General features: G+C 30.4%; 26 protein-coding genes. 12 read left to right on the forward strand and 14 right to left on the reverse strand.

Going from position 1 to position 23,747, the window contains the following annotated elements; translation table 11 throughout:
- The first annotated feature begins 21 nt into the window (after positions 1-21).
- Entirely contained in the window at positions 22-723 is a 702-nt protein-coding gene (locus ELQ05_RS05550; protein ID WP_243832737.1) for a radical SAM protein, read from the forward strand.
- On the opposite strand, the gene truD is transcribed toward ELQ05_RS05550, so the two are convergent.
- Together truD and ELQ05_RS05560 are read right to left on the reverse strand one after the other, a co-directional pair.
- Positions 716-1,834, reverse strand: a complete 1,119-nt coding sequence (gene truD / locus ELQ05_RS05555) for a tRNA pseudouridine(13) synthase TruD (protein ID WP_134239999.1) — start codon at positions 1,832-1,834, stop codon at positions 716-718. The genes ELQ05_RS05550 and truD overlap by 8 nt on opposite strands.
- Positions 1,803-2,624, reverse strand: a complete 822-nt coding sequence (locus ELQ05_RS05560) for a thiamine-phosphate kinase (RefSeq protein ID WP_134240000.1) — start codon at positions 2,622-2,624, stop codon at positions 1,803-1,805. Before ELQ05_RS05560 ends, truD begins: the two co-directional genes overlap by 32 nt.
- An 86-nt stretch (positions 2,625-2,710) precedes the next feature.
- On the opposite strand from ELQ05_RS05560, the gene ELQ05_RS05565 reads away from it, so the two are divergent.
- The 10 genes from ELQ05_RS05565 to ELQ05_RS05610 all read left to right on the forward strand — a co-directional run bounded on the left by ELQ05_RS05565 (position 2,711) and on the right by ELQ05_RS05610 (position 10,407).
- A complete protein-coding gene (locus ELQ05_RS05565) occupies positions 2,711-3,784 on the forward strand; it encodes a DUF5644 domain-containing protein (protein WP_134240001.1) in 1,074 nt (357 codons plus the stop codon).
- On the forward strand, positions 3,781-4,164 hold the full coding sequence (locus tag ELQ05_RS05570) for a hypothetical protein (RefSeq protein WP_002870895.1): 384 nt from the start codon (positions 3,781-3,783) through the stop codon (positions 4,162-4,164). The genes ELQ05_RS05565 and ELQ05_RS05570 overlap by 4 nt, the downstream gene beginning before the upstream one ends.
- A complete protein-coding gene (gene rsmD / locus ELQ05_RS05575) occupies positions 4,157-4,840 on the forward strand; it encodes a 16S rRNA (guanine(966)-N(2))-methyltransferase RsmD (RefSeq protein ID WP_134240017.1) in 684 nt (227 codons plus the stop codon). The genes ELQ05_RS05570 and rsmD overlap by 8 nt, the downstream gene beginning before the upstream one ends.
- Positions 4,841-4,898: 58 nt before the next feature.
- Complete coding sequence (locus ELQ05_RS05580) at positions 4,899-5,945, forward strand: flagellar basal body P-ring protein FlgI (protein WP_070316804.1); 1,047 nt, start codon at positions 4,899-4,901, stop codon at positions 5,943-5,945.
- The gene (locus tag ELQ05_RS05585) at positions 5,945-6,286 is read left to right on the forward strand and encodes a hypothetical protein (protein WP_002869194.1); all 342 of its coding nucleotides are present in this window, start codon (positions 5,945-5,947) and stop codon (positions 6,284-6,286) included. The genes ELQ05_RS05580 and ELQ05_RS05585 overlap by 1 nt, the downstream gene beginning before the upstream one ends.
- Before the next feature lie 62 nt (positions 6,287-6,348).
- Positions 6,349-6,546, forward strand: coding sequence for a flagellar biosynthesis anti-sigma factor FlgM (flgM, locus tag ELQ05_RS05590; protein ID WP_002792053.1), 198 nt, complete (start codon positions 6,349-6,351; stop codon positions 6,544-6,546).
- Between the two features lie 41 nt (positions 6,547-6,587).
- Positions 6,588-7,022 carry a flagellar protein FlgN gene (locus ELQ05_RS05595; RefSeq protein ID WP_070300822.1) on the forward strand — a complete coding sequence of 145 codons (435 nt, stop codon included), beginning with the start codon at positions 6,588-6,590 and terminating at the stop codon, positions 7,020-7,022.
- Between the two features lie 9 nt (positions 7,023-7,031).
- Positions 7,032-8,858 carry a flagellar hook-associated protein FlgK gene (flgK, locus tag ELQ05_RS05600; protein WP_134240002.1) on the forward strand — a complete coding sequence of 609 codons (1,827 nt, stop codon included), beginning with the start codon at positions 7,032-7,034 and terminating at the stop codon, positions 8,856-8,858.
- Between the two features lie 16 nt (positions 8,859-8,874).
- Positions 8,875-9,639, forward strand: a complete 765-nt coding sequence (locus tag ELQ05_RS05605) for a TIGR02757 family protein (RefSeq protein WP_134240003.1) — start codon at positions 8,875-8,877, stop codon at positions 9,637-9,639.
- Positions 9,640-9,642: 3 nt separating this feature from the next.
- Complete coding sequence (locus ELQ05_RS05610; protein WP_070297962.1) at positions 9,643-10,407, forward strand: TSUP family transporter; 765 nt, start codon at positions 9,643-9,645, stop codon at positions 10,405-10,407.
- A 147-nt stretch (positions 10,408-10,554) separates the two neighbouring features.
- Here the strand turns inward: ELQ05_RS05610 and ELQ05_RS05615 are convergent, their stop codons facing one another.
- A complete protein-coding gene (locus tag ELQ05_RS05615; protein WP_134240004.1) occupies positions 10,555-11,559 on the reverse strand; it encodes a hypothetical protein in 1,005 nt (334 codons plus the stop codon).
- A gap of 132 nt (positions 11,560-11,691) precedes the next feature.
- On the opposite strand from ELQ05_RS05615, the gene ELQ05_RS08490 reads away from it, so the two are divergent.
- Entirely contained in the window at positions 11,692-11,826 is a 135-nt protein-coding gene (locus ELQ05_RS08490) for a hypothetical protein (RefSeq protein ID WP_257841183.1), read from the forward strand.
- A gap of 37 nt (positions 11,827-11,863) precedes the next feature.
- On the opposite strand, the gene ELQ05_RS05620 is transcribed toward ELQ05_RS08490, so the two are convergent.
- The 11 genes from ELQ05_RS05620 to rplM all read right to left on the reverse strand — a co-directional run bounded on the left by ELQ05_RS05620 (position 11,864) and on the right by rplM (position 23,704).
- On the reverse strand, positions 11,864-13,045 hold the full coding sequence (locus ELQ05_RS05620; RefSeq protein WP_070316801.1) for a type II secretion system F family protein: 1,182 nt from the start codon (positions 13,043-13,045) through the stop codon (positions 11,864-11,866).
- The gene (locus ELQ05_RS05625; RefSeq protein WP_134240005.1) at positions 13,042-14,601 is read right to left on the reverse strand and encodes a GspE/PulE family protein; all 1,560 of its coding nucleotides are present in this window, start codon (positions 14,599-14,601) and stop codon (positions 13,042-13,044) included. Before ELQ05_RS05625 ends, ELQ05_RS05620 begins: the two co-directional genes overlap by 4 nt.
- Positions 14,591-15,178: a hypothetical protein gene (locus ELQ05_RS05630; protein WP_002936491.1), complete on the reverse strand. Its 588-nt coding sequence runs from the start codon at positions 15,176-15,178 to the stop codon at positions 14,591-14,593. Before ELQ05_RS05630 ends, ELQ05_RS05625 begins: the two co-directional genes overlap by 11 nt.
- A gap of 3 nt (positions 15,179-15,181) precedes the next feature.
- Positions 15,182-15,790, reverse strand: coding sequence for an ATP-binding protein (locus ELQ05_RS05635; protein WP_134240006.1), 609 nt, complete (start codon positions 15,788-15,790; stop codon positions 15,182-15,184).
- Positions 15,783-17,195, reverse strand: coding sequence for a pilus (MSHA type) biogenesis protein MshL (gene mshL / locus ELQ05_RS05640; RefSeq protein WP_002862130.1), 1,413 nt, complete (start codon positions 17,193-17,195; stop codon positions 15,783-15,785). Before mshL ends, ELQ05_RS05635 begins: the two co-directional genes overlap by 8 nt.
- Positions 17,173-17,484 carry a hypothetical protein gene (locus ELQ05_RS05645; protein ID WP_002862131.1) on the reverse strand — a complete coding sequence of 104 codons (312 nt, stop codon included), beginning with the start codon at positions 17,482-17,484 and terminating at the stop codon, positions 17,173-17,175. Before ELQ05_RS05645 ends, mshL begins: the two co-directional genes overlap by 23 nt.
- Before the next feature lie 23 nt (positions 17,485-17,507).
- Positions 17,508-21,068: a pyruvate:ferredoxin (flavodoxin) oxidoreductase gene (gene nifJ / locus ELQ05_RS05650; protein ID WP_134240007.1), complete on the reverse strand. Its 3,561-nt coding sequence runs from the start codon at positions 21,066-21,068 to the stop codon at positions 17,508-17,510.
- Positions 21,069-21,160: 92 nt separating this feature from the next.
- A complete protein-coding gene (locus tag ELQ05_RS05655) occupies positions 21,161-21,802 on the reverse strand; it encodes an HAD family hydrolase (protein ID WP_088303596.1) in 642 nt (213 codons plus the stop codon).
- The gene (cadF, locus tag ELQ05_RS05660; RefSeq protein WP_088303597.1) at positions 21,802-22,761 is read right to left on the reverse strand and encodes a fibronectin-binding outer membrane protein CadF; all 960 of its coding nucleotides are present in this window, start codon (positions 22,759-22,761) and stop codon (positions 21,802-21,804) included. The genes ELQ05_RS05655 and cadF overlap by 1 nt, the downstream gene beginning before the upstream one ends.
- Before the next feature lie 125 nt (positions 22,762-22,886).
- Complete coding sequence (rpsI, locus tag ELQ05_RS05665; RefSeq protein WP_002851459.1) at positions 22,887-23,276, reverse strand: 30S ribosomal protein S9; 390 nt, start codon at positions 23,274-23,276, stop codon at positions 22,887-22,889.
- A 2-nt stretch (positions 23,277-23,278) separates the two neighbouring features.
- On the reverse strand, positions 23,279-23,704 hold the full coding sequence (rplM, locus tag ELQ05_RS05670; protein ID WP_002779321.1) for a 50S ribosomal protein L13: 426 nt from the start codon (positions 23,702-23,704) through the stop codon (positions 23,279-23,281).
- Positions 23,705-23,747 lie beyond the last annotated feature (43 nt).

Consider the following 23,747-nt stretch of genomic DNA (forward strand, 5'->3'; position numbering starts at 1 on the left):
AGTTGCGATAATTTCTCTCAGATAGCTAAAAAAGGCTATTATGAATTAAATCAATTTGAAAAAGATGTGCAAAAAATATTTCACATTACCGAAGGAATGGTAGAACAGTTTTATTTAGCAGGAGGGGAGCCTTTGATGAATAAAGATTGTAAAGAATATTTTTATATTTTAAGGAAATATTTTAATAATAACTCGATTTGGTTAATTACTAATGGAATTTTACTCCCAAAACAAGATAATTCTTTCTGGAAAGCTTTAAAAGAAAATAATATCATCCTAAGACCTACAAAATATCCCTTGAAAATTGACTGGGAAAATATTAAACAAAAATGCAAAGAATACAACATAACACTATCTTTTTTCAATGATGAAAACATAGAAAAAACCAGTTTTAAAACAGCTTTAAATTTAAAAGGCGATAGCGATCCATTTGATAATTTTACAATTTGTCACAGAGCTAATATAAGAATACAAATAAAGGATGGTATAGTATATCCATGTCCTATAGTAGCAAATATCAAATATTTTAATAGCTACTTTAAGCAAAATTTGCAAATTTCTAATAGGGATTATCTTGAACTTAAAAAAATTACAAGTTATGATGAAATATTAAACTTTATATCCAAACCTTTACCATTCTGCAGATATTGTGCCATTTCAAAAATGGATTGTAGACCTTGGTGTCATAGTACAAAAAACATAACAGAATATGCAGTTAACTAAAGATTGTATTATGCAAAATTTCTTCTAAAACCACAGTGGCATAAGAGCCTTTTTGTAAGAAAAACTCCATGCAAAAATGAGCTTTTTCTTCATCATAACGCCATTTTAACTCTTCTAAATATCCCCACATAAAGCGTCTTGAACCTTGCATTTTAGCCTTAAACTCCAAAGTATCTTTAAAAATTTCATTTTCTAAATTTAAGGCCAAACCTTCTCCTGCTTCATAAGCCTTAGCACCGATTAAAAGTCCCATAGCACTAATGTCTCTTGCTCTAAAACGCTCAAGCTCAGCACTCAAATCCTCGCATAAAAAACACTTTCCAAAAGGATAATGCCCTAAAACCTCGCCTTTTAAAAGCTTAAAAAATTGCTCTTGTTTTTTAAGCTCTTTAGCTTCTTCTTTAGAAATTTTATAAATTTGAATCAATTCTTTTTCGCTAAAATCATTTGCAAAATGTGATAACTCCACTCTTTTACTCAAATAGCGATTAAAAAGCTCACTTTGAAAAGCTGAGATTAAAAACTCTTTCATTTTTACATTTTTCATTTTTTTGCCACGCAAAATTTCAAGCCCTTCTTTATAATTATCCCCAAATTTTCCAAAACGCTGATAGCCAAAATAATTTGCAAAACCTTGTTTATCCAAATTCATCAAAGCTTGTTCTAGTTTTAAAGCATCGCTTGGTAAAACTTTTTTTAAGCGTATGAAAAAAGAATTTCCTTTTAAATGGCCTATTCTTAGCTTGTTTTCGTGGGTAAAAATTTCTAAAATTTTAAGTTTAGGATGAGAAAAATTTGATAAAAAACTCTCAAATTTTTTAGGCATAGAAAGGTATTGAAAGGTTGATCCTTGCTTGTCTTTAAGCCCTGCATAACCAAAATCTCTTATTTTAACCCCGCTTACTTCGCTTAAAATTTTTAAAGCTTCATTTGTGGTTAAATCTTTTTTATTGATATGCAAAATAAGATGCTCACCCTTACCGCTAAATTCATACAAAGGTCTTTCACGTACTACAAAATCATCGCTATTTTTACTAAAATACGCATTAATAGGACTGTGTTTTAAACTATACAAAGGTTTAAAAATGGTGTTCTCTTCCGCTAAATTCATATTTTCCTTTCACTGCTTTTCCAAAGATATTTAATTTCACGCCGTGTTTTTTGGCTATTGTTTCTATATTTTGCCGTTCTTTTTCATCAAAAGCAAACAAAATTTCATATTCTTCTCCACTATAAAGCGTATAATCATCAAGTTTTTTAAACCAAGAAATACCGCATTTATTTAAAGCTAAAAGTCTTGATAAATCTTTGCTTAAACCATCTGAAATATCCATAGCACAAGAAATTAAAGGTGCGATTTCATAAAAAAAACTAGCTCTTAATTTTGGCTTTATAAATACATGGTTTGGTTTTAAAGTACCCCCATTTTGCAAAATTTCAAGTCCTTTTAAACTCTGTCCTAGCTTTCCTGTATAAGCAAGTAAATGTCCTTTTTTTAAACCTTTTCTAAAGACAGCTTTATCGTTAATCTTTGAAATGATAGTAAGGCTAATGTCTATTTTATCGTTACTTATAGTATCGCCGCCTATGATTTTTATATTAAATTTCCTAGCTGTTTTTAAAAAACCTTTTTGCAAGGCTTTGATCTCATTTTCGCTTAAATTTTTTGGTAAAGCAAGTCCTAAAAGTGCGTATTTTGGTACAGCATTCATCACAATGGCATCTGAGATATTAACAAGCATTGCTTTTGTAGCGATTTGCTCTAAGCTAAACCACTCTCTTTTAAAATGCACATTTTCAAAAAACAAATCCTTACCAAAACACCAATCATCGATAATAGCTCCATCATCGCCATTTTTTTCATTTAAAAAAGCTTTGATAATAAAATCTTCTTTGTTCATAATGCGTGATTTTATAAAATTTCCTTTTAAATTCTAGTGAATTTTAGAAAAATTTTATATAATATAGAAATATTTAAGGAAAAACCATGAAAAAATTAGAATTAAGAATTTTTAGATTTGATAAAACCAAGGATTATGAGGCTTATTATAAACCCTATGTTTATGATAATTATGAAAATTTTGCAAGTTTTTATGATTTGCTTTTGCAAGTTCAAGATGATGATATTTATTTTGATTTTGATAAAGATGAAGATACTTACATAGTTGTAAATAAGCAAATCATACCACTTTTTACACCTTTAGAAAAAATAGCAAAAGAATTTGATTTTAATCTTTGTATCGAGCCTTTAAGTACAAAAAGAGCTATTAAAGATCTTATCATTGATAAAAATGATTTTTTAGACAAATACAAATATCTTGAAAAATTTGGCGATGAAGAGGATAAAAAGCTTTATGCAAAATATGATTATTTATATTATGCAAGTGAAATTTTAGATTATCTTCCTGAATATATGGGTGATGGAGTGTTTTATTTGGCCTCAAAAATGATAGAAAAATATCCTGAAAAAAAGATAGAAATTTTAAAAGCTCTAGCAGATAAAGAAAAGGGTATTTTTTATCATCTTGAAAGCAAAAATGAAATTTTAGAAACAACGATCAAAAACCTACAAAATGAAATTTTAAATTTAGGGCTTTTTGATAAAAATATTTTACACTTTGATTTACCTAAAACCAATGCTTTTGATAATGAGATCAAAGAACTTAAAGAAATTAAACATAATTTTAAAGATTTCAATATAGCTTTTTATGGTTTTAATGCTTGCGATACTTTAAAATCCAAACTTGAGGCTAAATTTATTTCCTATGAAAACAGTACAAAAAATAATGGCTTTAGCTTGCTTAATCTAAATCCTACGCTAAGCTATAAAATGGCTGCAGATATTGTTTTAGATGCTTATGATAGCGGGGCTGATTTTATGGTAGTAAAAGAAGAAAAAGATTTTTATCTTTTTGATACTTGTGCTAAAAAACTTATGCAAACAAGCAAAAGAGATTTTGAAGACTTTTATATTTTAAGTCGTTTTGAGTTTTTAGCCCTTATCCAAGGCATACAAGCCCCATCATTAAAAAATCACACTTTAAAGGTTAGTTTGATATGAAAATCTCTTTAGAATGTAAAGATCTCATCATAGAAAAAACTTTAGAACTTTTTTTAAAAGATCATTTAGTGATGAAAAAAGATTGTGATTTTATTATTAGCGATGAAAAAATTCACACCGCAAAACCCTTATTTATCATCTCTAAAAACTCTCCATTTTTAAGCGTACCATTTAGTAAAGAAGCCTTGTTTGAGTCTTTAAATGAATTTGATAATGCCTTAAAAGCAGCAGCTTTGCAACTTGCACTTGAACAAAAAAGACTGCTTGAAGAAAAAATTGACGCTATTGCCTTAGAATTTAAAAAAGATTATGAAAATAAAATCGATCTTGCCATAAAAGATCTTAAAAACAAACTCGTAAAAGCACTTAATGATGAATGATGAATTTATAAGCGTTAAAGACTTTTTTAATCATAATGAAAAAAGAAAAAAATTTCTTCAAAAACAAGAAATTAGCTCCCCTAAAGAAAAAATAAAAAAAGTCAAAGAAATAAAGCTTTATACAAATATAGAAAGTGGTAAATACAAGGGAAAAAAACTACTTTTACCTAGTCTTACAACAACAAGAAGCACTAAAAGCATAGTAAAAAGTTGTGTTTTTAATGTAATAAGAGAAGATTTAAGAGATAAAATTTTCATTGAAGCCTTTGGTGGAAGTGCTTTGATGGCGGCTGAAGCACTAAGTAATCATGCTTTAAAAGCTTATGCTATAGAACTTGATATAAAAGCTTATAAAATTGCTTTAGAAAATGCTAAAAACATAGATCCAAATTTAGAAGCAATCCATGCAAATACTTTTGAAATTTTACCGCGACTCATAGAAAATTCAAAAAATGAAATCATCTTATATCTTGATCCACCTTTTGATATCAGAGAAGGTTTTAGCGATATTTATGAAAAAATTTATCATTTTTTAGAAAATTTAGATTTAAAGACTTTAAATTTAATCATTTTTGAACACCACTCAACCATAAAAACTCCCGAAAAAATCCAAAATTTTCAAAAAATCAAAGAAAAGAAATTTGGATCAACTAGCTTAAGTTTTTACTCTTCTTAACTCACTTGGAACACTTTTTGCTTGATCTATCATCAACAATAGATTAAAGGAAGAATCCATGAGAGTTGTAACGATATTTTTACTCTTTATGACAAGCATTTTTGCAGTGCAAATCAAGGATGTAGCAAACACTGTAGGTGTAAGAGATAACCAACTTATAGGTTATGGACTTGTTGTAGGGCTTAATGGAAGTGGCGATGGAACAAGCTCTAAATTTACACTACAATCCATCTCAAACCTTTTGCAAGGTATGAACATCAAAGTAGATCCTAATGATATCAAATCAAAAAATACCGCAGCTGTTATGGTTACAGCCAAACTTCCAGCCTTTGCAAAAAGCGGAGATAAACTTGATATTACCGTTTCATCTATGGGTGATGCAAAATCTTTACAAGGTGGAACACTTTTACTGACTGCACTTCGTGGGATTGATGGTGAAATTTATGCCATAGCACAAGGCTCTATCTCAACAGGAGGTTTAACACCTAGACCAGGAGGAGCAGGTTCTCACTCAACTACTGCAACTGTAATGGGTGGAGCTAATGTAGAAAGAGAAATTCCACAAAATTTTAGCCAAAACAATGATCTAACCTTAAGTTTAAAAGTAGCGGACTTTAAAACCGCAAACGATATAGAAAGGGTTTTAAATACTGTCTTTGCCGAAGAAGTGGCTAAAGCCATCGACTCTCGCACAGTAAAACTCAAAAAACCTGAAGATCTTTCAAGTGTTGATTTTATGGCAAAAGTTTTAGAACAAGATATAGCTTATAAACCACAAAGCAAAGTTATTATCGATGAAAGAACAGGAACAGTGATTGCTGGAGTTGATGTAGAGGTAGAACCCGTTTTAATCACTCATAAAGATATCACCATAAAAATAGATCCAAACAATAACGCAGTAGCTAATCAAAATGAAATCGATATGAAAGATGGTGGTTTTGTAGATCCAAGTTCAAATACCTTAAGAATCAACAATGCAAAAAGCACAGTTGCAAATATAGCTAGAATGCTTAACAAACTTGGAGCAACCCCAAATGACATTATCGCTATTATGGAAAATTTAAAGCGTGCAGGTGCAATTAACGCGGACTTGGAGATCATCTAATGAAAGTTGATAATTTTTTAAATACTTATAGTATGAATAGTGCTTTACTTGATCGTGCGGCTAAAGCAAGAAGCTTAGAATCAAGCATCAAAATAAATGACAATGATATAGTTACAAAAACCAAAGAAGATGAAGCCTTGAAAGAACAAACAGATGCCTTTGAAGCATTTTTTTTAAAGCAAGTTTTAGATGTATCTTTAAAAAGTCAAAATTCACTCTTTGGAAAAGATGCCAGCGATGAAATATACTCTTCCATGTATAATGATACCATGAGTAAAGCTTTAAGTGGAGGTATGGGTTTTTCAAAATTATTATACGATTTTTTAAAAGAAAGGGGTTAAGTTTTTTAAATTTGGGTCGATATGGTTTGTAGAGGATTATAACTAAGATCAAGGAGGCAGAAATGATCAATCCTATACAACAAAGTTATGTGGCAAATACCACATTAAATACAAATAGAATAGATAAAGAAACTAAAACAAACGATACTCAAAAAACGGAAAATGATAAAGCGAGTAAAATCGCAGAGCAGATTAAAAACGGTACTTATAAAATCGATACAAAAGCTACGGCTGCTGCGATTGCTGACTCTTTAATCTAAAACTTTCATTCTCCTTTTTTTGAGAGAGAAAAGGAGAAAATATGCTTAAACAAAGACTTGATGAAGTAAATGCTATCTTAGCAAAACTTATTGCTTTAACCGAAGAAGATATAGAAAATATCAAAGTGGCTAAACATGAGAGTGTAACGCCAAGTGTAGAAGAAAAAAACAAACTTATCGCCAAATTTATTACAGCTAAAAAACAACTTGATGTTGCCTTGGTTGAGCTAAATAATAGCTCTACAAAAGGGCTTAGCGAACTCTTAGATGATGAAGATAAACAAAAACTAGATCTACTTAAAAAAAATCTTCAAAACCTTCATAGTAAAAACAAAGAGTATGCTAAATTTGTTCTTATTGTCAAAGATTTTCTTGATGGCTTAGTAAATAAAATGTTTGATATCAATGATGGAACAAATAATGCTTATGGAGATAAAAAGACAAATCCAGAGTCAATTTTCAAGATCAATGTATAAGGATTTATAATGGGTATTTTTGGAACATTATACACAGGTGTTACAGGCTTAAAGGCAAGCGAAGTTCAAATCGCAACAACTGGAAACAATATCTCAAATGCTAATGCAACTTTTTATACACGCCAAAGAGTGGTGCAAACTACAAATGGGTATATTACCACAGGTGGAGTTCAAGTAGGTACAGGAACTGCTGTAGAAAGTATAGTACGTTTGCATGATGAGTATTCTTATTATAAATTAAAAGGTGCATCAAACCAACTAGAATACACTAAATATATGGCCTCAACCTTACAAGAAATCGCTCAGCGTTTTCCAGACTTACAAAATACTGGAATTTTGAAAGATTTAGAAAATTATAACAAAGCTTGGAATGATTTTGCATCTAACCCCAATGAAAATGCCACAAAAATAGCCCTTGTAAAAGCTTCTCAAACCTTAACAGAAAGCATTAATAACACTTTTGCAACCTTGGATAAAATCCAAAAAAAAGTAAATGATGATATTAAAAATACGGTTGATGAGATTAATAGAATTGGCGAAGAAATTGCCACTATCAATAAACAAATTTATGGACAAGAAGCCTTACCAACAGAACACGCAAATGAGCTTAGGGATAGAAGAGATGAACTTGAACTTACCCTTTCAAAGCTAGTTAGTGCAGTTGCAAGCAAAAATGAAATCAATCAAGATAATCGCCTTGATACAACCATCACTGATCCAGGACATCAATACAATCTAAGTATAGAAGGTTTTAGTATAGTAGATGGAATAAATTTTCATCCTTTAAAGCTTGATTATGATGATAAAAATAAATCTTATAGCATTTATTATGAAACTCCTGATGAAAAAGTTCGCGATCTTACTGCCAAGATTAGCGGTGGACAGCTTGGTGCTCAACTTGACTTACGCGGTAGAAACTATAGAAAAAGCGAAGGAAAATATGAAGATGGAATTATCCAAGGTTATATGGATTCTTTAGATACTTTTGCTAAGACCATGATCAATGAAACTAACAATCTTTATGCGAGTTCTGCGAAAAGTTCTGTTACTTCTGATTATCTATCTGGACTTAAGGGAGATATTCCTTTAGTTAATTACGACAGAACCATACAACCAGGAAGTTTTGATATAGTCATTTATGATGATAAAGGCGATAAAAAACTCACCAAAACCATCACCATAGATGTAAATACAACCATGAATGATATCATGCGTCAAATCAATGCTAATACAGATGATAATAACGATCACAATGCAAATAATGATGTTGATGATCATATCAATGCAAGTTTTAGCTACGATGCAAAAACTGGAGATGGTTTATTTCAAATCAATGCAAAATCAGGCTTTAAGGTAGCCATTGAAGATAAGGGCACAAATTTCGCAGGTGCGTTTAGCATAGGTGGTTTTTTCAGCGGAACTGATGCAAGTGACATAAAAGTAAAAGATTCCATCTTAAATGATCCAAGCACAGTAAGAGCAAGCTTAAATGGGGTTGATAGTGGTAATGACATGGCAAATAAAATCATCCAACTTCAATATGAAAAAGTTAATTTTTATAATGAAGATGGCACTATCGATAATCTTACTATGGAAGAATATTACCGCAAACTTACAGGTAAAATAGCCTCAGATGGTGAAAGTAACAATGTCGTAAATTCAAGCAATGAAACTCTTTATAATTCTGTTTATAGCGAATACCAATCTAAAAGTGGTGTAAATACAAATGAAGAATTAGCCGCTCTTATACAATACCAATCAAGTTACGGTGCTGCAGCAAAAATCGTCTCAACCGTAGATCAAATGCTTGATACCTTACTAGGGCTTAAATCTTAAGCTCTAGTAATATCAAGTGAAAAATTTTATCCATCTTAAAGCTAAGCTTGATTTTTTAGCCAATCAAAAAAATACCAATCATTCTCTTTTTGAAACTCCAGATCCTTTGCAAATTGCTAAAATTCACAGTGATGAATTTATTGCCTTAATTTGTGCTTTATTTGCCTATGGAAATGCTAAAAATATAATAAATTTTCTAAAAAAACTTGATTTTTCTTTATTAAACCTTCAAGAAAAACAAATAAAAAAAGAACTTAAAAATTTAAAATACCGCTTCCAAAATGAGAAAGATATACAAGAAATTTTTATCACTCTTTCAAGACTGAAAAATGAAATTTCACTCTACGAACTTTTTTATCAAGCCTATCAAAAAAGAGAAAATACCACAGATGCCATCTTAGCTTTTATGCAAAAAATCAAAACCTTAAATTCATATTCAAGTTATGGGTATGATTTTTTCTTTGGAAAAATTTGGCAAAACAGCCCTACTTCACCTCTTAAACGCTACAATATGTATCTAAGATGGATGGTTAGAAAAGATGAACTTGATCTTGGACTTTTTACCAAAATTCACACCAAAGATCTTTTAATTCCACTTGATACACATACACATAAAATTTCCTTGACTTTAGGACTTCTAAAGCGTAAAATATATGATTATAAAAGTGTTTTAGAACTCACGCAAAATTTAAAAAAATTAGATGCAAATGATCCCATAAAATATGACTTTGCGCTCTATCGTTTAGGGCAAAGTAAGAAAATTGACAAATTTAAGGAGTGAAAAATGGGCTTTGAGCACTTAGATATGATTTATTATTTCATACTTTTTTTTGTAGCTCTTTTTGCTGGTTTTATAGATTCTATTGTAGGTGGAGGAGGGCTTATTACTCTACCAGCACTCATAGCCTGTGGAATTCCTGCGCATTTATCCTTAGCAACAAACAAACTCCAAAGCGTCTTTGGTTCTTTTACGGCTACTTTAACTTATTTTAAATCCACCACTCTACCTCATCTTGCTTGGGGTGTTTTTTTTACAGCCTTAGGAGCAGCTATAGGAAGTTATAGTGTTCTTTTTGTAAAAGATGAGCAATTAAAGCTTATTATCTTAATCTTTTTAACTCTTACTTTCTTATATACAGCCTTACGTCCTAACTTAGGCAAACACGAAAGCGAACCTAAAATAAAAAATATCAAAATTTTTCATTTAATTTGTGGCTTAACTTTAGGATTTTATGATGGATTTTTAGGGCCTGGAACGGGTTCATTTTGGATTTTTGCTTGTGTGATGCTACTAGGTTTTAATATGAGAAAAGCAAGCATTAATACTAAAATTTTAAATTTCACTAGTAATATTATTGCCCTTGCTATATTTTTATGGCAGTATGAACTTTTATGGGCTGTAGGCTTGCTTATGGGTGTAGGACAAGTTTTAGGAGCTTATTTAGGCTCAAAACTTGTATTAAAAACTAATGGAAAGTTTATTAAAACTTTATTTTTAATTGTTGTAGGAGCTACTATCATTAAAGTAGCTTGGGATTATTTTTCTTAAAATCTTTTTTAATTTTTAACACTTCAAAATAAAAATTAATATATCCGCCTTTATACCAATTTTTATGTGCTTGTATCAAAGCATTTCCTAGTTTATATGAAAAATAATTTTTATATCTTAAGGCCTCTTCATAATCGCTAAAATTTTCTAAATCCACCCTATTTTGGCTAATTTTTTATGAGCTTTAGAAATTTTTATAAGCACAAAGGGCATTTTTAAATATCCTTTGAAGCTTTTTGAATTTTCTATCATTGCTATACCTAACTTATAAGAAAGATGATTTTTCACTAAGCATACTGCTCCTAAGGGCTTTGATATAAAATTTTCTTGTTTTGTAAGATTTTCAAATTGTAATTTTGAAAAAGGCGTTTTACTTTCATCTTTATAAAGCTTGCACTCACTTGTATCACTATCTTTAAACAAAGCAAAACGATTTTTATGGGTATTATTGTAAATATAATCATATAAAAATTCTAATTTTTGCGCTGCAGTTTCGAACTTTTCAAGCTCTGCTTCAATCAAACTTGGATCTAGAAATTTATCTTTTTCAAAATTAAAAATAAAATCATTTTTTGACATATTTTGATACTCCCCAACTTGTTTTTTTGTTAAATGAGGTGTATGATCTCTAGTCCAAAAATTATCGTTTTTTATAAACTTTGAAGGATTTCCCGCATAAATGGAATTTGAAAATTTCACTCCACTATTTACACTTCTTGCCCCTAAAATGCATCCACTCGCTGCAAAACTTCCTTTTAAGATAGCAAGTTCTCTCGCACACCAAATATGATCGCCCATATAGATACTTTTACCAACATTTATACGTTCATAACTTTCACTAAAAATCATATGATGATCAGTTGTATCTAGCCAAATTCCCCATGAAAACATACAATCGCTGCCTATAATAATATTTTTACTCTCAAAAACACCCATATGTACGCCGTTAAAAGAAGTATTATTTCCAATATAACAAACACTATCATTAGATATTTTAATATTTCCACTTCCTGCCTTGTCGCCTATAAAAACTAAAGAATTATTTTGGCAAAAAATAATATTAATAGAAGAAGAAGCGCCTGCAAAAAAGACTATGTTGTTGTATCCTTTAAATTCTAGCTTTAAATTTTTTTTGTAAAGATAAATCTCCATAAATTATATTGCCTTTTTCATCGACAGTTTTTAACATCGATAAGTCCTATTTTTTAAAATTTTAGTCCTAAATTTACCTTGTTGTCTTTTAAAGCATTTAAAGATAAATTTAATAAAAATTTTGGATTTTAAATGACACAAAGAGATATAGCTGGAAAACTTGATATAAATGTCAAAACCTTACGCAAGTGGAAAAAAGATCGCCCCAAGGTTTATAAACTTTTAATGATAGGTTTACCAAGCAGAAACTTTGCTTCAAAAACTTAAAAATGAATGTAAAGAATTAGAAGATCTCCTAAAATAATTAGATAAAATTTATACCCGAACTAAGCTCCCACATAGGTAAAAATATACCTAAAGCCAAAAACAAAACTAAAAGCGCCACAAATAAAGTCATCATAGGCTCTAAAAAAACCAAAAATCTATCCATTAAATTTTCACTTTTTTGTTGATAATATTTGGCAATTTCTTCACTTAACACTTCAAGTCTTCCACTTTTCATCGCAACGCTAAGCATAGAAAACACCAAAGAATCAAAAATATCAATCTTTTTAAAAGCCTGACTTAACTCAAGACCAGAATCTATAAAACTAAAAAGTTTTTTATACTGAAAAATTAAAAATTTATTTTCAAGCCCTATAATAGCTAAATCAAAAGCTTTAGATATTGAAATTCCATTTTTTAAAAGCAAAGAAAAAACCATAAAAAAATAATAATTTTGATTATAAATAATCAAACGAGAAATCAAAGGTATTTTTAAAAATAAAAAATCGCAAGAAAAAGCAAAAGAATGAAAATTTTTATAAGCTAAAATAAGCATAACAATAAAAATAACAAACAAAAATATGCAAAAAATTCCATAGTCATCTAAAAAATTATAAATTTCTAACATTACATGCGTGATAAAAGGCAAACTCGTGCCTAAATTTTCAAATAAATCTTTAAAATTAGGCACTACAAAAAGCATTAAAAACAAAAATGCTCCGATAATACTTAAAAAAACCAAAGTAGGATATCTAAAAGCCTTTTTTAATTGTTTTTGAGTCTCTAAGCTTTTTTCTCGAAGTTTAGAAATTTGACTAAACACTTCGCTGATTTTTCCTGTCTTTTCAGCCGTTTTAATCAAGGCTAACTCCGCACGATTTAATCCAAAATTAGCATTTTCAAAAGCTTGATTTAGATTTTGAGCTAAAATTAAATTGTCTAATATTTTTTTCATAATCTTGCAAGAATGCATAAGATATAATTCTCTAATCGCTTCTTGAACACTTAATCCAACTTCACACAACAAAGCCAGCTCTTTAAAAAAGAGTATAAAATTTTCATCTTTTAATCTCTGAAAATTAGATTTTTGAATTTCTTTTATATTAATGATTTTCCAATTCTTTGATAAGGCTTTTGCTTGTGCTGTATTTAAATTTTCAGCTTTTATAGTTTTTGTATAATTTTGATTGTTTTTAAGAAATTCTACTTCATAAAATTTCATCTTACAACCCTTAAAAGCTCATCTATACTTGTAAGACCTTCTTTGGCTTTTTTTAAACCTTGTTCAAACATAGTTTGAAAACCATATTTTTTTGCAAGCTCCATTAAAATCGTTTTATCTTGATTTTCCCTAATTGCACAAGCTAAATCTTCATTGATCTCTAAGCACTCAGCGATTAATTCTCTGCCAAAAAATCCACTATGATGACAACGCTCACATCCTTTTGGTTCAAAAAATTCACCTTCAAATTCAATATAATATTTTTTGCTTTTTTGCTTACACCAAGGACAAAGTTTTCTAACCAAACGCTGTGCTATAACAAGACTCAAAGCCGATGCTATCAAGTAACTTTTTGCTTGCATATCCAAAAGCCTATCAATGGTACTAAGAGCATCATTAGTATGTAAGGTGCTTAAAAGCAAATGACCTGTTAAAGAAGCTTTAAGTGCAATATCTAAACTTTCTTCATCGCGAATTTCTCCTATCATGATAATATCAGGATCTTGCCTTAAAATTGCTCTTAAAACACTATTAAACTCGACTCCAACTTTTGAATTGAGCAAAATTTGCTGCACTAAAGGAATTTTATACTCTATAGGATCTTCTGCGGAGATAATCTTTTTTTCAATACTTTTCAACTCATTTAAACACGCGTATAAAGTTGTGCTTTTACCACTACCTGTAGGGCCGGTTAATAAAATCATTCCATTGGGACGATGTAAAATCTTTTTTAAAATTTCTAAATTTTTATTTCCAAGATTTAGTTTATACAAATCCAAAATTTCTTTATCATGTTTTAAAATTCTTATAACAACACTTTCGCCATAAATCAAAGGCAAACATGAAACACGAAAATCATATCTTTCATTTTCAAAATCTAATTCAAAACTTCCATCTTGCGTTTTTCTTGATTCAGCTAAATTCAAACAAGCTAAAAATTTGACATGAAAAACCAAAGCTTCATAAATATCCTTCTCAAAAATAGCAAATTCACGCAAAATTCCATCAACCCTAAATCTAATCAAAGCGTCATCATTCCTTGCTTCTATATGAATATCACTCGCATGAAAAGATAAAATTTCATGTAATAAAAAATCAAAAATTTGACTGATGCAACTTTGATCATCTCTTTTTTGATTTTCTTGCCATTCAAGTCTAAGCTTAATGCTTAATCTTTTAATCTCCTCTTGAATGCGAATTTGATTTAAAATTTTAGCTATCTTTAATTCATCGGCAATTGCAGTGTCGATTTTTTCACAAATCATAAAAGTCTTAACTTGCTCCAAAAGCTCTAAAGAACAAGGTTTGGATCTAATAATCATAAAGCCGTCATTGTTTTTAATAAGCAGAAATTTAAATTTTAAAAGTAAAGAAAAAGGTATACCTTCATAAATAAAATCATTATCTTCATCTAAATCAACAAAATGTAAATTACAAAAATTTGCTAATTTTTTAAAAAAATCCCAAGAAGTGATATTAAATTTAGTGCAAATTTCATCAAGACTTATTTCATTATCAATATAAGCTTGAAAAATTTTATCCATTCTACTTTCCATCTAATTCCATTAAACCATAATAATTTATATAAGCATCTAAAGCACTTTGAGCTTCTTTTTCTTCGCCTAAAGCTCTTTTAGCCTGAGCAAAAATCAGCCAAGAATCTTGTTTTTGCTTGTCAAGTTCATTGGCTTTTAAAGCCCAAAATATTGTCTTTTGATAAGCTTTAATATCAAAATACTTCTTAGCTAGATTTAAAGCCTTTTCATAGCTTGGATTTTGATAAAAAGATTTTTTTAAATCAGAAATATTTAAAATTTTAGAATCAATTTCTATCTTACTAATATGTGTATTTTCCTGCACCGCTTTAACTTCTTCTAGTTCTTTATATAACTTTTCCCTAGAAATCTTATTTTTTTCTTGTAAAATTTGCGCTTGAAGAATCTTTTGCTCTAAATGCTTTTTATGTTCAATAGCTTGCAAATAAATATTTTTTTGCTTATTATATTTTTGCATTAGCACAAAAAAACAAAATGCTATAACTGATATTAAAATAACTAACAATAAATATTTTAAATATTTTTTAAGTAAAAAGTATTTATACCTAAGCTCAAGCTCTTTAATTCTTTCTTGCATATCTTACCTTAATAAGCCATTCTCTAAAGCACTAAGCTTTAAAATATACTCTTGACTTTTATTTTTATCAAAAAAACTATTTATCTCATAAAAACTTTTTAAAGTTTTATCAATATATCTTAAATTTCCTTGAGAAATTTTTTGTAAAAACTTAAGACATTTATTTGAAAAATTCATTCCGAATTTCAATTTAATATAATCATCAAGCTCTAAAAGACTAATATTTTCCAATTCAAAACAAGCACTTAAACGACTTTTAAAATGCTCTTTTTTAAGTATATTTAACTTTTTATGAGAACTTAAAACAAAACTTATAGAATCACTATAAATCCTAATGCTTTCTAGCATTGCATAATCATACATTCCTACTTCATCAAGAATGATTAAACTCTGACCTTGTGAAATCAAAAACTCAATTTTTTCTTTTAAGAAACCCTGATCTTTAAAATTTTCATTAATAAAATCAACATTATATTTTTTTGCCAATCTTTGCAACAATACACTTTTACCGCTACCACTTTTTCCCCATAAAAAAATAAAAGCTTTTTGGCTTTCTAAAATTTGATTGATTTGATGAAAAATTTCTTCTCTAAATGGAATAATTTTACTCATAATGCTTAAATCCTAGATCTTTAAGACTTGGAGCGTTTACACTATCTACTATACTTGGAGTGATAATAAAAACAATTTCGGTTGCTTTAGAATTTAAAACTTCTCCTTTAAACAAAGAACCTAGGATTGGAATTTTTGATAGAAAATTGATAGAATTTTTCTCATTAGATTTATCGTGAGAAATCAATCCACCTAAAATTAAAGTTTGATTATTCTCTACTTGCACAACACTAGAAAGCTTTTTTTGTATGGTATCAGGAGCAATAGTTCTTGGTTCTTTTTGTCGTTTATTATCTTCTGGATACTTAAAATCACTTAAGCTTGGATTAATCCTAAGCATTATTTTTCCATCATCAGAAATTTCAGGCAAGATATTGAGTAAAATGCCTACAAAAATAGAATAATTATTATAACTTTCACTAACAGTAGTCCCATTTTCAGTGCCTTTAGAACTTTCTTTAACTTGATAATTTATAGTATCGCCTACAGAAATAATGGCTTGTTGGTTATTTAAAGCCATAAGCTTTGGATTAGAAAGCACGCTAGTTTTTCCATTTTGAGAAAGAAAGTTAATAATAGAATCAAAATTTAAATTCGCCCTTAAACCCAAATTCTTAACAAAACCTTGCCCATTTTGAAACTGAATAAAAGAATTTTCATTATTTACTTGTGAATTTAAACCTATATTAAAATTTTGCCAATTAATCCCACTAGAATGGCTTTCATTTAAACTCACAGCAAGTATACTAACATCGATAATAACTTGTTTTTTAAGACGATTTTCTAGTTTTTGCAAATAATTTTTCACACTTTTTAACTGAGAATTTGTTCCAGTTACTATAATAAGACCTGCATTGGGATTTATAATGGGAGTTTTGGCCTCATAATCTTCATGAGAATTTTTTAATAATACAATAATCTCTTTTTCTATATTTTGCCAAAAATCAAATTTTTCCATACTTTTAATCATATTGTCTTCTGCGTCATCAAAACTACCGCTATATTCACTTTGCCTTGGTTTAGCGTCTACAGACGCTTTAGTTATGCTTTGTCCTTCTCTGATAGAAGTGATATAACTTATCTTAAAAATCTTCGTATTAATGCCTGAAATTCTTAAAATTTTACCATCAAAATCATAGCTAAGATCATGCTCTTTGATAAAAAAATTAAAAATTTCATCTAAACTCATTTGATGAATATTGACAGAGTTTTGCAACGTTTCTAATTTTTCTTTGGCAATTTTATCTTTAACAATAATACTAAAAGAACAATATTTTGCAAGCTCATCAAGACTTTCTTGTATGCTTAATTTTTCATTAATACTGATATCAAAAAGACGCTTTTGACAATCTAAAGCATAAAGATAATGGCAAAAAAGAATGTTAATTAATATTAATCTTATCATTTTTATTTATTTGGATTGCAATTTCTAAATTATCATATTGGAATTTAATCTCTTTAGTATTTATTTCATGTATTATAGCATCATCAATCATATCACCTTTTTTATACCATCGATCATAAATTTTTACTTTATCAAGCATAATTGCAGTAATTTTAATATGTCTTAATTTTTCAAAAGTAGGATTCACAAATGGGTTTTGAAGAGTATTAAAATTTATGCGATTTTCTTTATCTATAAGTTTAAAATACTCTTCAAAATTATCTTGTGCAAACAAAGTGCTAAAACACAATGTAGCACTAAAAATATATTTTATCAGCTTTCAACCTCATTGCTATAATCAGCCATAGCGATACGCTTAAGCTGTCTATAGCGACGTTGAGCGTCTTTTTTATTGCGTTCAAAAAGCTCAGCAGCGTGTTCAGGATTTGCTTTTTTAAGTGAATTATAACGCACTTCATTCATTAAAAATTGCTCATATAAATCCCAATCAGGCTCTTTTCCTGTTAGAGTTAAAGGATTTTTTCCTTGCTCTTCTAAACGAGGATCAAAGGTATAAAGTGGCCAATAACCACATTTTGTAGCAAGCTCACCTTGCTCTCCTGAGTAACCAAGCCCACCTTTAATACCATGAGCTATACAAGGAGAATAACAAATTACCAAAGATGGTCCATCATAGGCCTCAGCTGCAGTGATAGCTTTGATAAGATGAGTATAATTTGCCGTTGAATTTACTTGTGCTACAAAAATATAACCATAAGTCATAGCAATTTGACCTAGATCTTTTTTCTGTATAGGTTTGCCTGCTGCTGCAAACTGTGCTACAGCTCCTGTTCTAGAAGATTTTGAACTTTGACCGCCTGTATTAGAATAAACTTCTGTATCAAGCACTAAAATATTTACATTTTCTCCACTTGCTAAAACATGATCAAGTCCGCCATAGCCTATATCATAAGCCCAACCATCACCACCAAAAATCCAGTGAGATTTTTTACTTAAATACTGTTTAAGCTCTAATATATCTTGCACCGCTTTAATATTTTTATTTTGCTCTAAAATAGGGATCATTTTATCTTTAATTTCCACAGACATAACACCATTGTCTTTATTTGCAATCCAATCTTTAAAAAGAGCTGATAAAGCATTTGGAACTTCTTGCATACTTTCATTCATGATATGTTCAATGCGGTGTCTTGTGTTTTCAGTTGCAATTTTCATACCCAAACCAAACTCGGCATTGTCTTCAAAAAGTGAATTTCCCCAAGCAGGACCATGTCCATTTTTCACACTTTTTCTATAAGGAGTTGATGGAGCTGAACCCCCATAAATAGAACTACATCCTGTCGCATTAGCCACAATCATTCTTTCACCGAACAATCTTGTAATTAAAGTAATATAAGGAGTTTCCCCACATCCAGGACATGCCCCATGGAATTCAAATAAAGGTTGGGCAAATTGCGCTCCTTTTGTGGTTTCTTTATTTAAAATATCATCTTTATAAGTGATTTCTTTAAATAAATAATCCGCATTCTCTTGCTCACCAAAATCCATCTCTTCTTGAAGTGGTACCATAACCAAAGATTTTTCTTTAGTAGGACACTCATGAACACAAAGCTCACAGCCTGTACAATCAAGTGGAGAAACTTGAATTTTAAAGCTTAATTTTTCTCCTTTAGTTCCTTTAGCTTCTAAAGCATGATCTTTTACACCACGAGGTGCATTTGCCATTTCTTTATCATTGATCAAAAATGGCCTGATAACAGCATGTGGACAAACTGAAGCACATTGATTACATTGGATGCAATTTGCCTCTATCCATCTTGGCACCATAACCCCGACACCACGTTTTTCGTATTCGGTTGTGCCGTGTTCAAAACTTCCATCTTCATAACCTAAAAAGGCTGAAACAGGTAAATCATCGCCCTTAGCTGCGTTCATAGGTTTTACGATTTTTTCAACAAATTCAGTACCATTATAGGCATTGGTTTGTTCTTTTTCTTTAAGTTCTAAATTTTTCCAATTTGGATCCACTTCAACTTTTACAAGTCCATCAGCACCCACATCAATAGCCTTGTAATTCATTTCTACAATAGCATCGCCTTTTTTACTATAAGATTTATACGCAAGCTCTTTCATGTATTTTTGTGCGTCTTCATAAGGAATGATTTTTGCAAGTTTGAAAAAAGCTGATTGCATAATGGTATTTGTACGATTTCCCAAACCTATATCACGAGCTAGTTTGGTTGCATTGATGATATAAAAATTTACTTCTTTTTCAGCTAAAGTTTTCTTTACTGCATCTGGAAGTTGTCTTATGGTTTCTTCAGCATTCCAAATACTATTTAAAAGGAAAGTTCCGCCTTTACGAATTCCTGCTAAAACATCATAAATTTCCAAATAAGCCGCTACTGAACAAGCGATAAAATGCGGAGTTGAAACAAGATAAGTTGAACGGATAGGTTTTTTAGAAAATCTTAAATGGCTTCTTGTATAACCCCCTGATTTTTTAGAATCATAAGCAAAATAAGCTTGAGCGTAAAAATCCGTTTTATCTCCGATAATTTTAATCGAGTTTTTATTTGCACCCACAGTTCCATCAGCACCAAGTCCGTAAAATAAACATTCGATCGTACTTTCATCTCCAAGTGAAATTTTCTCTCCGGTACTCAGTGAAGTATGAGTTACATCATCAACTATACCTACAGTAAAGCCATCTTTTGGATTATCAAGTTTAAGATTTTCAAATACTGCTATCATTTGAGCAGGGTCAACATCCTTTGAAGAAAGTCCGTATCTTCCACCCACTATAACAGGAGCATTTTCTCTTCCATAGAAAGCTGATTTTACATCAAGATAAAGTGGCTCCCCAAGACTTCCTGGTTCTTTGGTTCTATCTAAAACTGCGATTTTTTTCACTGATTTTGGCATAACATCAAAGAAATATTTTAAACTAAATGGGCGATAAAGATAAACTTTTAAAATCCCTACTTTTTCACCCTTAGCATTAAGGTAGTCCACTACCTCTTCAAGCGCTTGAGTTACAGAACCCATAGCAACAATCACACGCTCTGGCTCTTTGTGACCATAATAAGTAAATGGTTTGTATTCTCTACCTGTAATTTTTGAAATTTCTTGCATATATTCATTAACAACATCAGGCAAAGCATCATAAAAACGATTGCTTACTTCTCTAGTTTGAAAATAAATATCATCATTTTGTGCCGTTCCGCGTGTTTTTGGATTTTCTGGATTTAAAGCATTATTTCTAAATTCAAGCAAAGCTTCTCTATCTAATAATCTATCAAAATGCGCATAATCCATCACTTCAACTTTTTGAATTTCATGGCTTGTTCTAAAACCATCAAAAAAATGTAAAAATGGCACTCTTCCCTTAATCGCAGCTAAATGTGCTACACCAGCTAAGTCCATGGTTTCTTGCACAGAATGCGAACAAAGCATAGCAAAACCAATTTGTCTTGCTGCATAAATATCTTGATGATCACCAAAGATAGATAAAGCTTGAGCAGCCAAAGAACGCGCTGCTACGTGGATTACACAGGGGAGTAATTGACCTGCTATTTTATACATATTTGGAATTTTAAGGAGTAATCCTTGAGAAGCTGTATAAGTTGTAGTCAAAGCCCCAGCCTGTAAAGATCCATGCACACTACCTGCAGCTCCTGCTTCACTTTGCATTTCTACAATTTTTACAGGAACTCCAAAAAGATTTTTTTTGCCTGCAGCTGCCCACATATCGGTGTAATCAGCCATAGGAGAACTAGGTGTAATAGGATAAATTCCAGCAACTTCAGTAAAAGCATACGCAGCGTATGCAGCAGCCTCATTTCCGTCCATAGTTTTCATAATTTTACCCATTGAGACCTTCCTTTATATTGATAATTTTTATAATTTTTTAGCTATCAATTTACTATAAATTCTCTTAAAAGGCGTTTAACGAAAACTTGAAATTAGTTTAATCTATCTATATAATTAACAGCCTCATATGCATTTAAAAATACCATAGAATAGGCTTTTAATTCATTTTCATTGCCATAGCCACAAGCTAAGGCCAAAGGAGTGATATTAGCAGAAATTGCAGCTTGAATATCTAGTATTGTATCGCCTATCATATAGGCATTTTCTTGAGTTTTATTGAGTCTTTTTAAGGCTAAAATTATAGGCTCGGAACTTGGCTTTGGATTTGTGACATCTTCAAGAGTAATTAAAGTTTTAAAGAATTTTTTAACTCCCAAATAATCAAGTAAAATCGGAGTAAATTTACCTCCTTTTGTTGTAACTATACCAAGATCTGCAATTTCGCTTCCAAGTTCTAATGCTTCTTTTGCTTTAGGCAAAAGAGTGGTTTGTTCTAAATAAATTTGTGCATAAATTTCACGATAAGCTAATACAAATTCTTTACTTAAATTTACTTTATCTGGATAAAGCATTCTAAACATTTGCTCTAAAGGATAACCTATGAGATTTTTGATTTCTTCATTATTTTTAGAAGTTAATCCAAGGGCTTTAAAAGCTCCTTGGAAAGAATTTAAAATAGCATCAGTAGAATCAATTAAAGTGCCATCTAAATCAAATAAAATAGTTTTATTCATTATCTTAAAATAAATTTAGCATCCACTCTTCTATTATCCGCTCTACCTTCTTTAGTGTCATTGCTTGAGCGAGGATTATCTTGTCCATAACCTACTGTTTTGATGCGACTTTTTTCTACACCATATTTTTCAAGTTCATTAGCAACACTTTTAGCACGTCTTTCTGAAAGCTTTTGATTATAAGCTCTTGAACCTATATTATCTGTATGTCCTTCAAGAATAGTATCATATCTTTCATTTTCATCTAAAACTTTTGCAATTTCTTTGATTTTTTCTTGAAAAGTTGGATTTATAGTAGTTTTATCAAAACCAAAATGACCTTCCAAAGAAATAGTTTTTTCGCAACCATTTTCATCTAACAAAGCACCTTCTCTTGGTTCTACAGGACATTTTGCTTGTGGAGCTGGATGAGTATCAGCAACTTCTTCTACAGCTTTTTCCTTTTTGCCACCAAAACCAAAACTAATACCTAAAGTTGAAACCCAATTATGGTTTGCATGATTAAAATTAATTTGATCTCTAGTTTCAAGTCTTAAAGCCAAAGAATCACTAAGGCGGAATTTTACACCCGCGCCATAATGTCCAAATCCACCGCTTTTATTATCATAAGCAGCATTTGAAAAATCCTCATATCCTCCACCTGCTAAACCATAGAAATAAAATTTCTCACCTACATCAATACCTTTAATAGCACTCAAATAAGTTCTTGTAATATCTGTAGTTTTATTTGTATTTGTATATTTAACATCAGAATAATGCTCTAACCCAAATTCTAATTGATCAAGCCAAAAATCGTCAAAATGATAACCAAGTCTAATCCCTGGTGCATAACGATTATCCATATCTAAATTACCTTCAAAGTAATTATAGTTTAAAGTTGGAGTGATTTCAAATTTTACATTGTTATCAGCACCGAATAAAACACTTGCCAAACCTAAACATAAGAATATTTTTTTCATAGAAAAAACCTTTCATTGTGTTATAAAATAAAAATTTAAATTTTGCAATTATAACATAAATGATAGAAAAAAGGATGAGTTTTATAAAAAATTGTAGAAAGGTGGGAAAATCCCACCAAAAAATATTAACGTTTAGAGAATTGTGGGCTTCTTCTTGCTTTGCGGCGTCCATATTTTTTACGCTCAACAGTTCTACTATCTCTAGTAAGAAGTCCTTTAGGTTTTAATAAGGCTCTAAAATCAGCATCCATAGCTGCTAAAGCTCTTGAAATTCCATGTCTTAAAGCTTCAGCTTGAGCACTATAGCCCCCGCCTAAAGTAGTTGCTTTAATATCCATTGAAGTTTCTTGTTTAGTCACAAGTAAAGGTTGAACCACTTTAAGCTTAATCGCCTCGTGTCCACCAAGCCAAGTGTTTAAATCAACACCATTAACACTAATTTTACCACTACCTGGTTTTACCCATACCTTTGCGATAGCAGTTTTTCTCTTACCTGTTGCGTATGTTGTTGCCATGATTATTTTCCTTCTTTAGCAATTTGCGCAGTGTGTGGGTGCTCACTACCCGCATAGATTTTTAATTTTTTAAGCATAGCTCTGCCCAAATTTGTTTTAGGAAGCATACCTCTAACTGCTAATTTATATAATTTTGCAGGATTTTTTTCAAGTAAATCACCAAATTTTTCGCTTTTTACACTTCCAAAATATCCTGAATGTCTATGATAAAGCTTATCTTCTGCTTTATTAGCACCTGTAAATACAGCTTTTGAAGCATTGATGATAATTACATAATCACCACAATCAACATTTGGAGTAAAGCAAGGCTTGTTTTTACCTCTCAAAATTGTTGCTACTTCAGTTAAAAGACGACCAAAGCGTTTGCCTTCTGCGTCTAAAACAATCCATTCTCGTTTTACTTCGTTTGGCTTTGTTATCTTTGTCATAATTTTTACCTTTGCCAAAAATTTAAAATGTGATTGTATAAAA

This window comes from Campylobacter sp. US53 (assembly GCF_004378995.1).
GTDB classification, from domain to species: Bacteria; Campylobacterota; Campylobacteria; order Campylobacterales; family Campylobacteraceae; genus Campylobacter_D; species Campylobacter_D jejuni.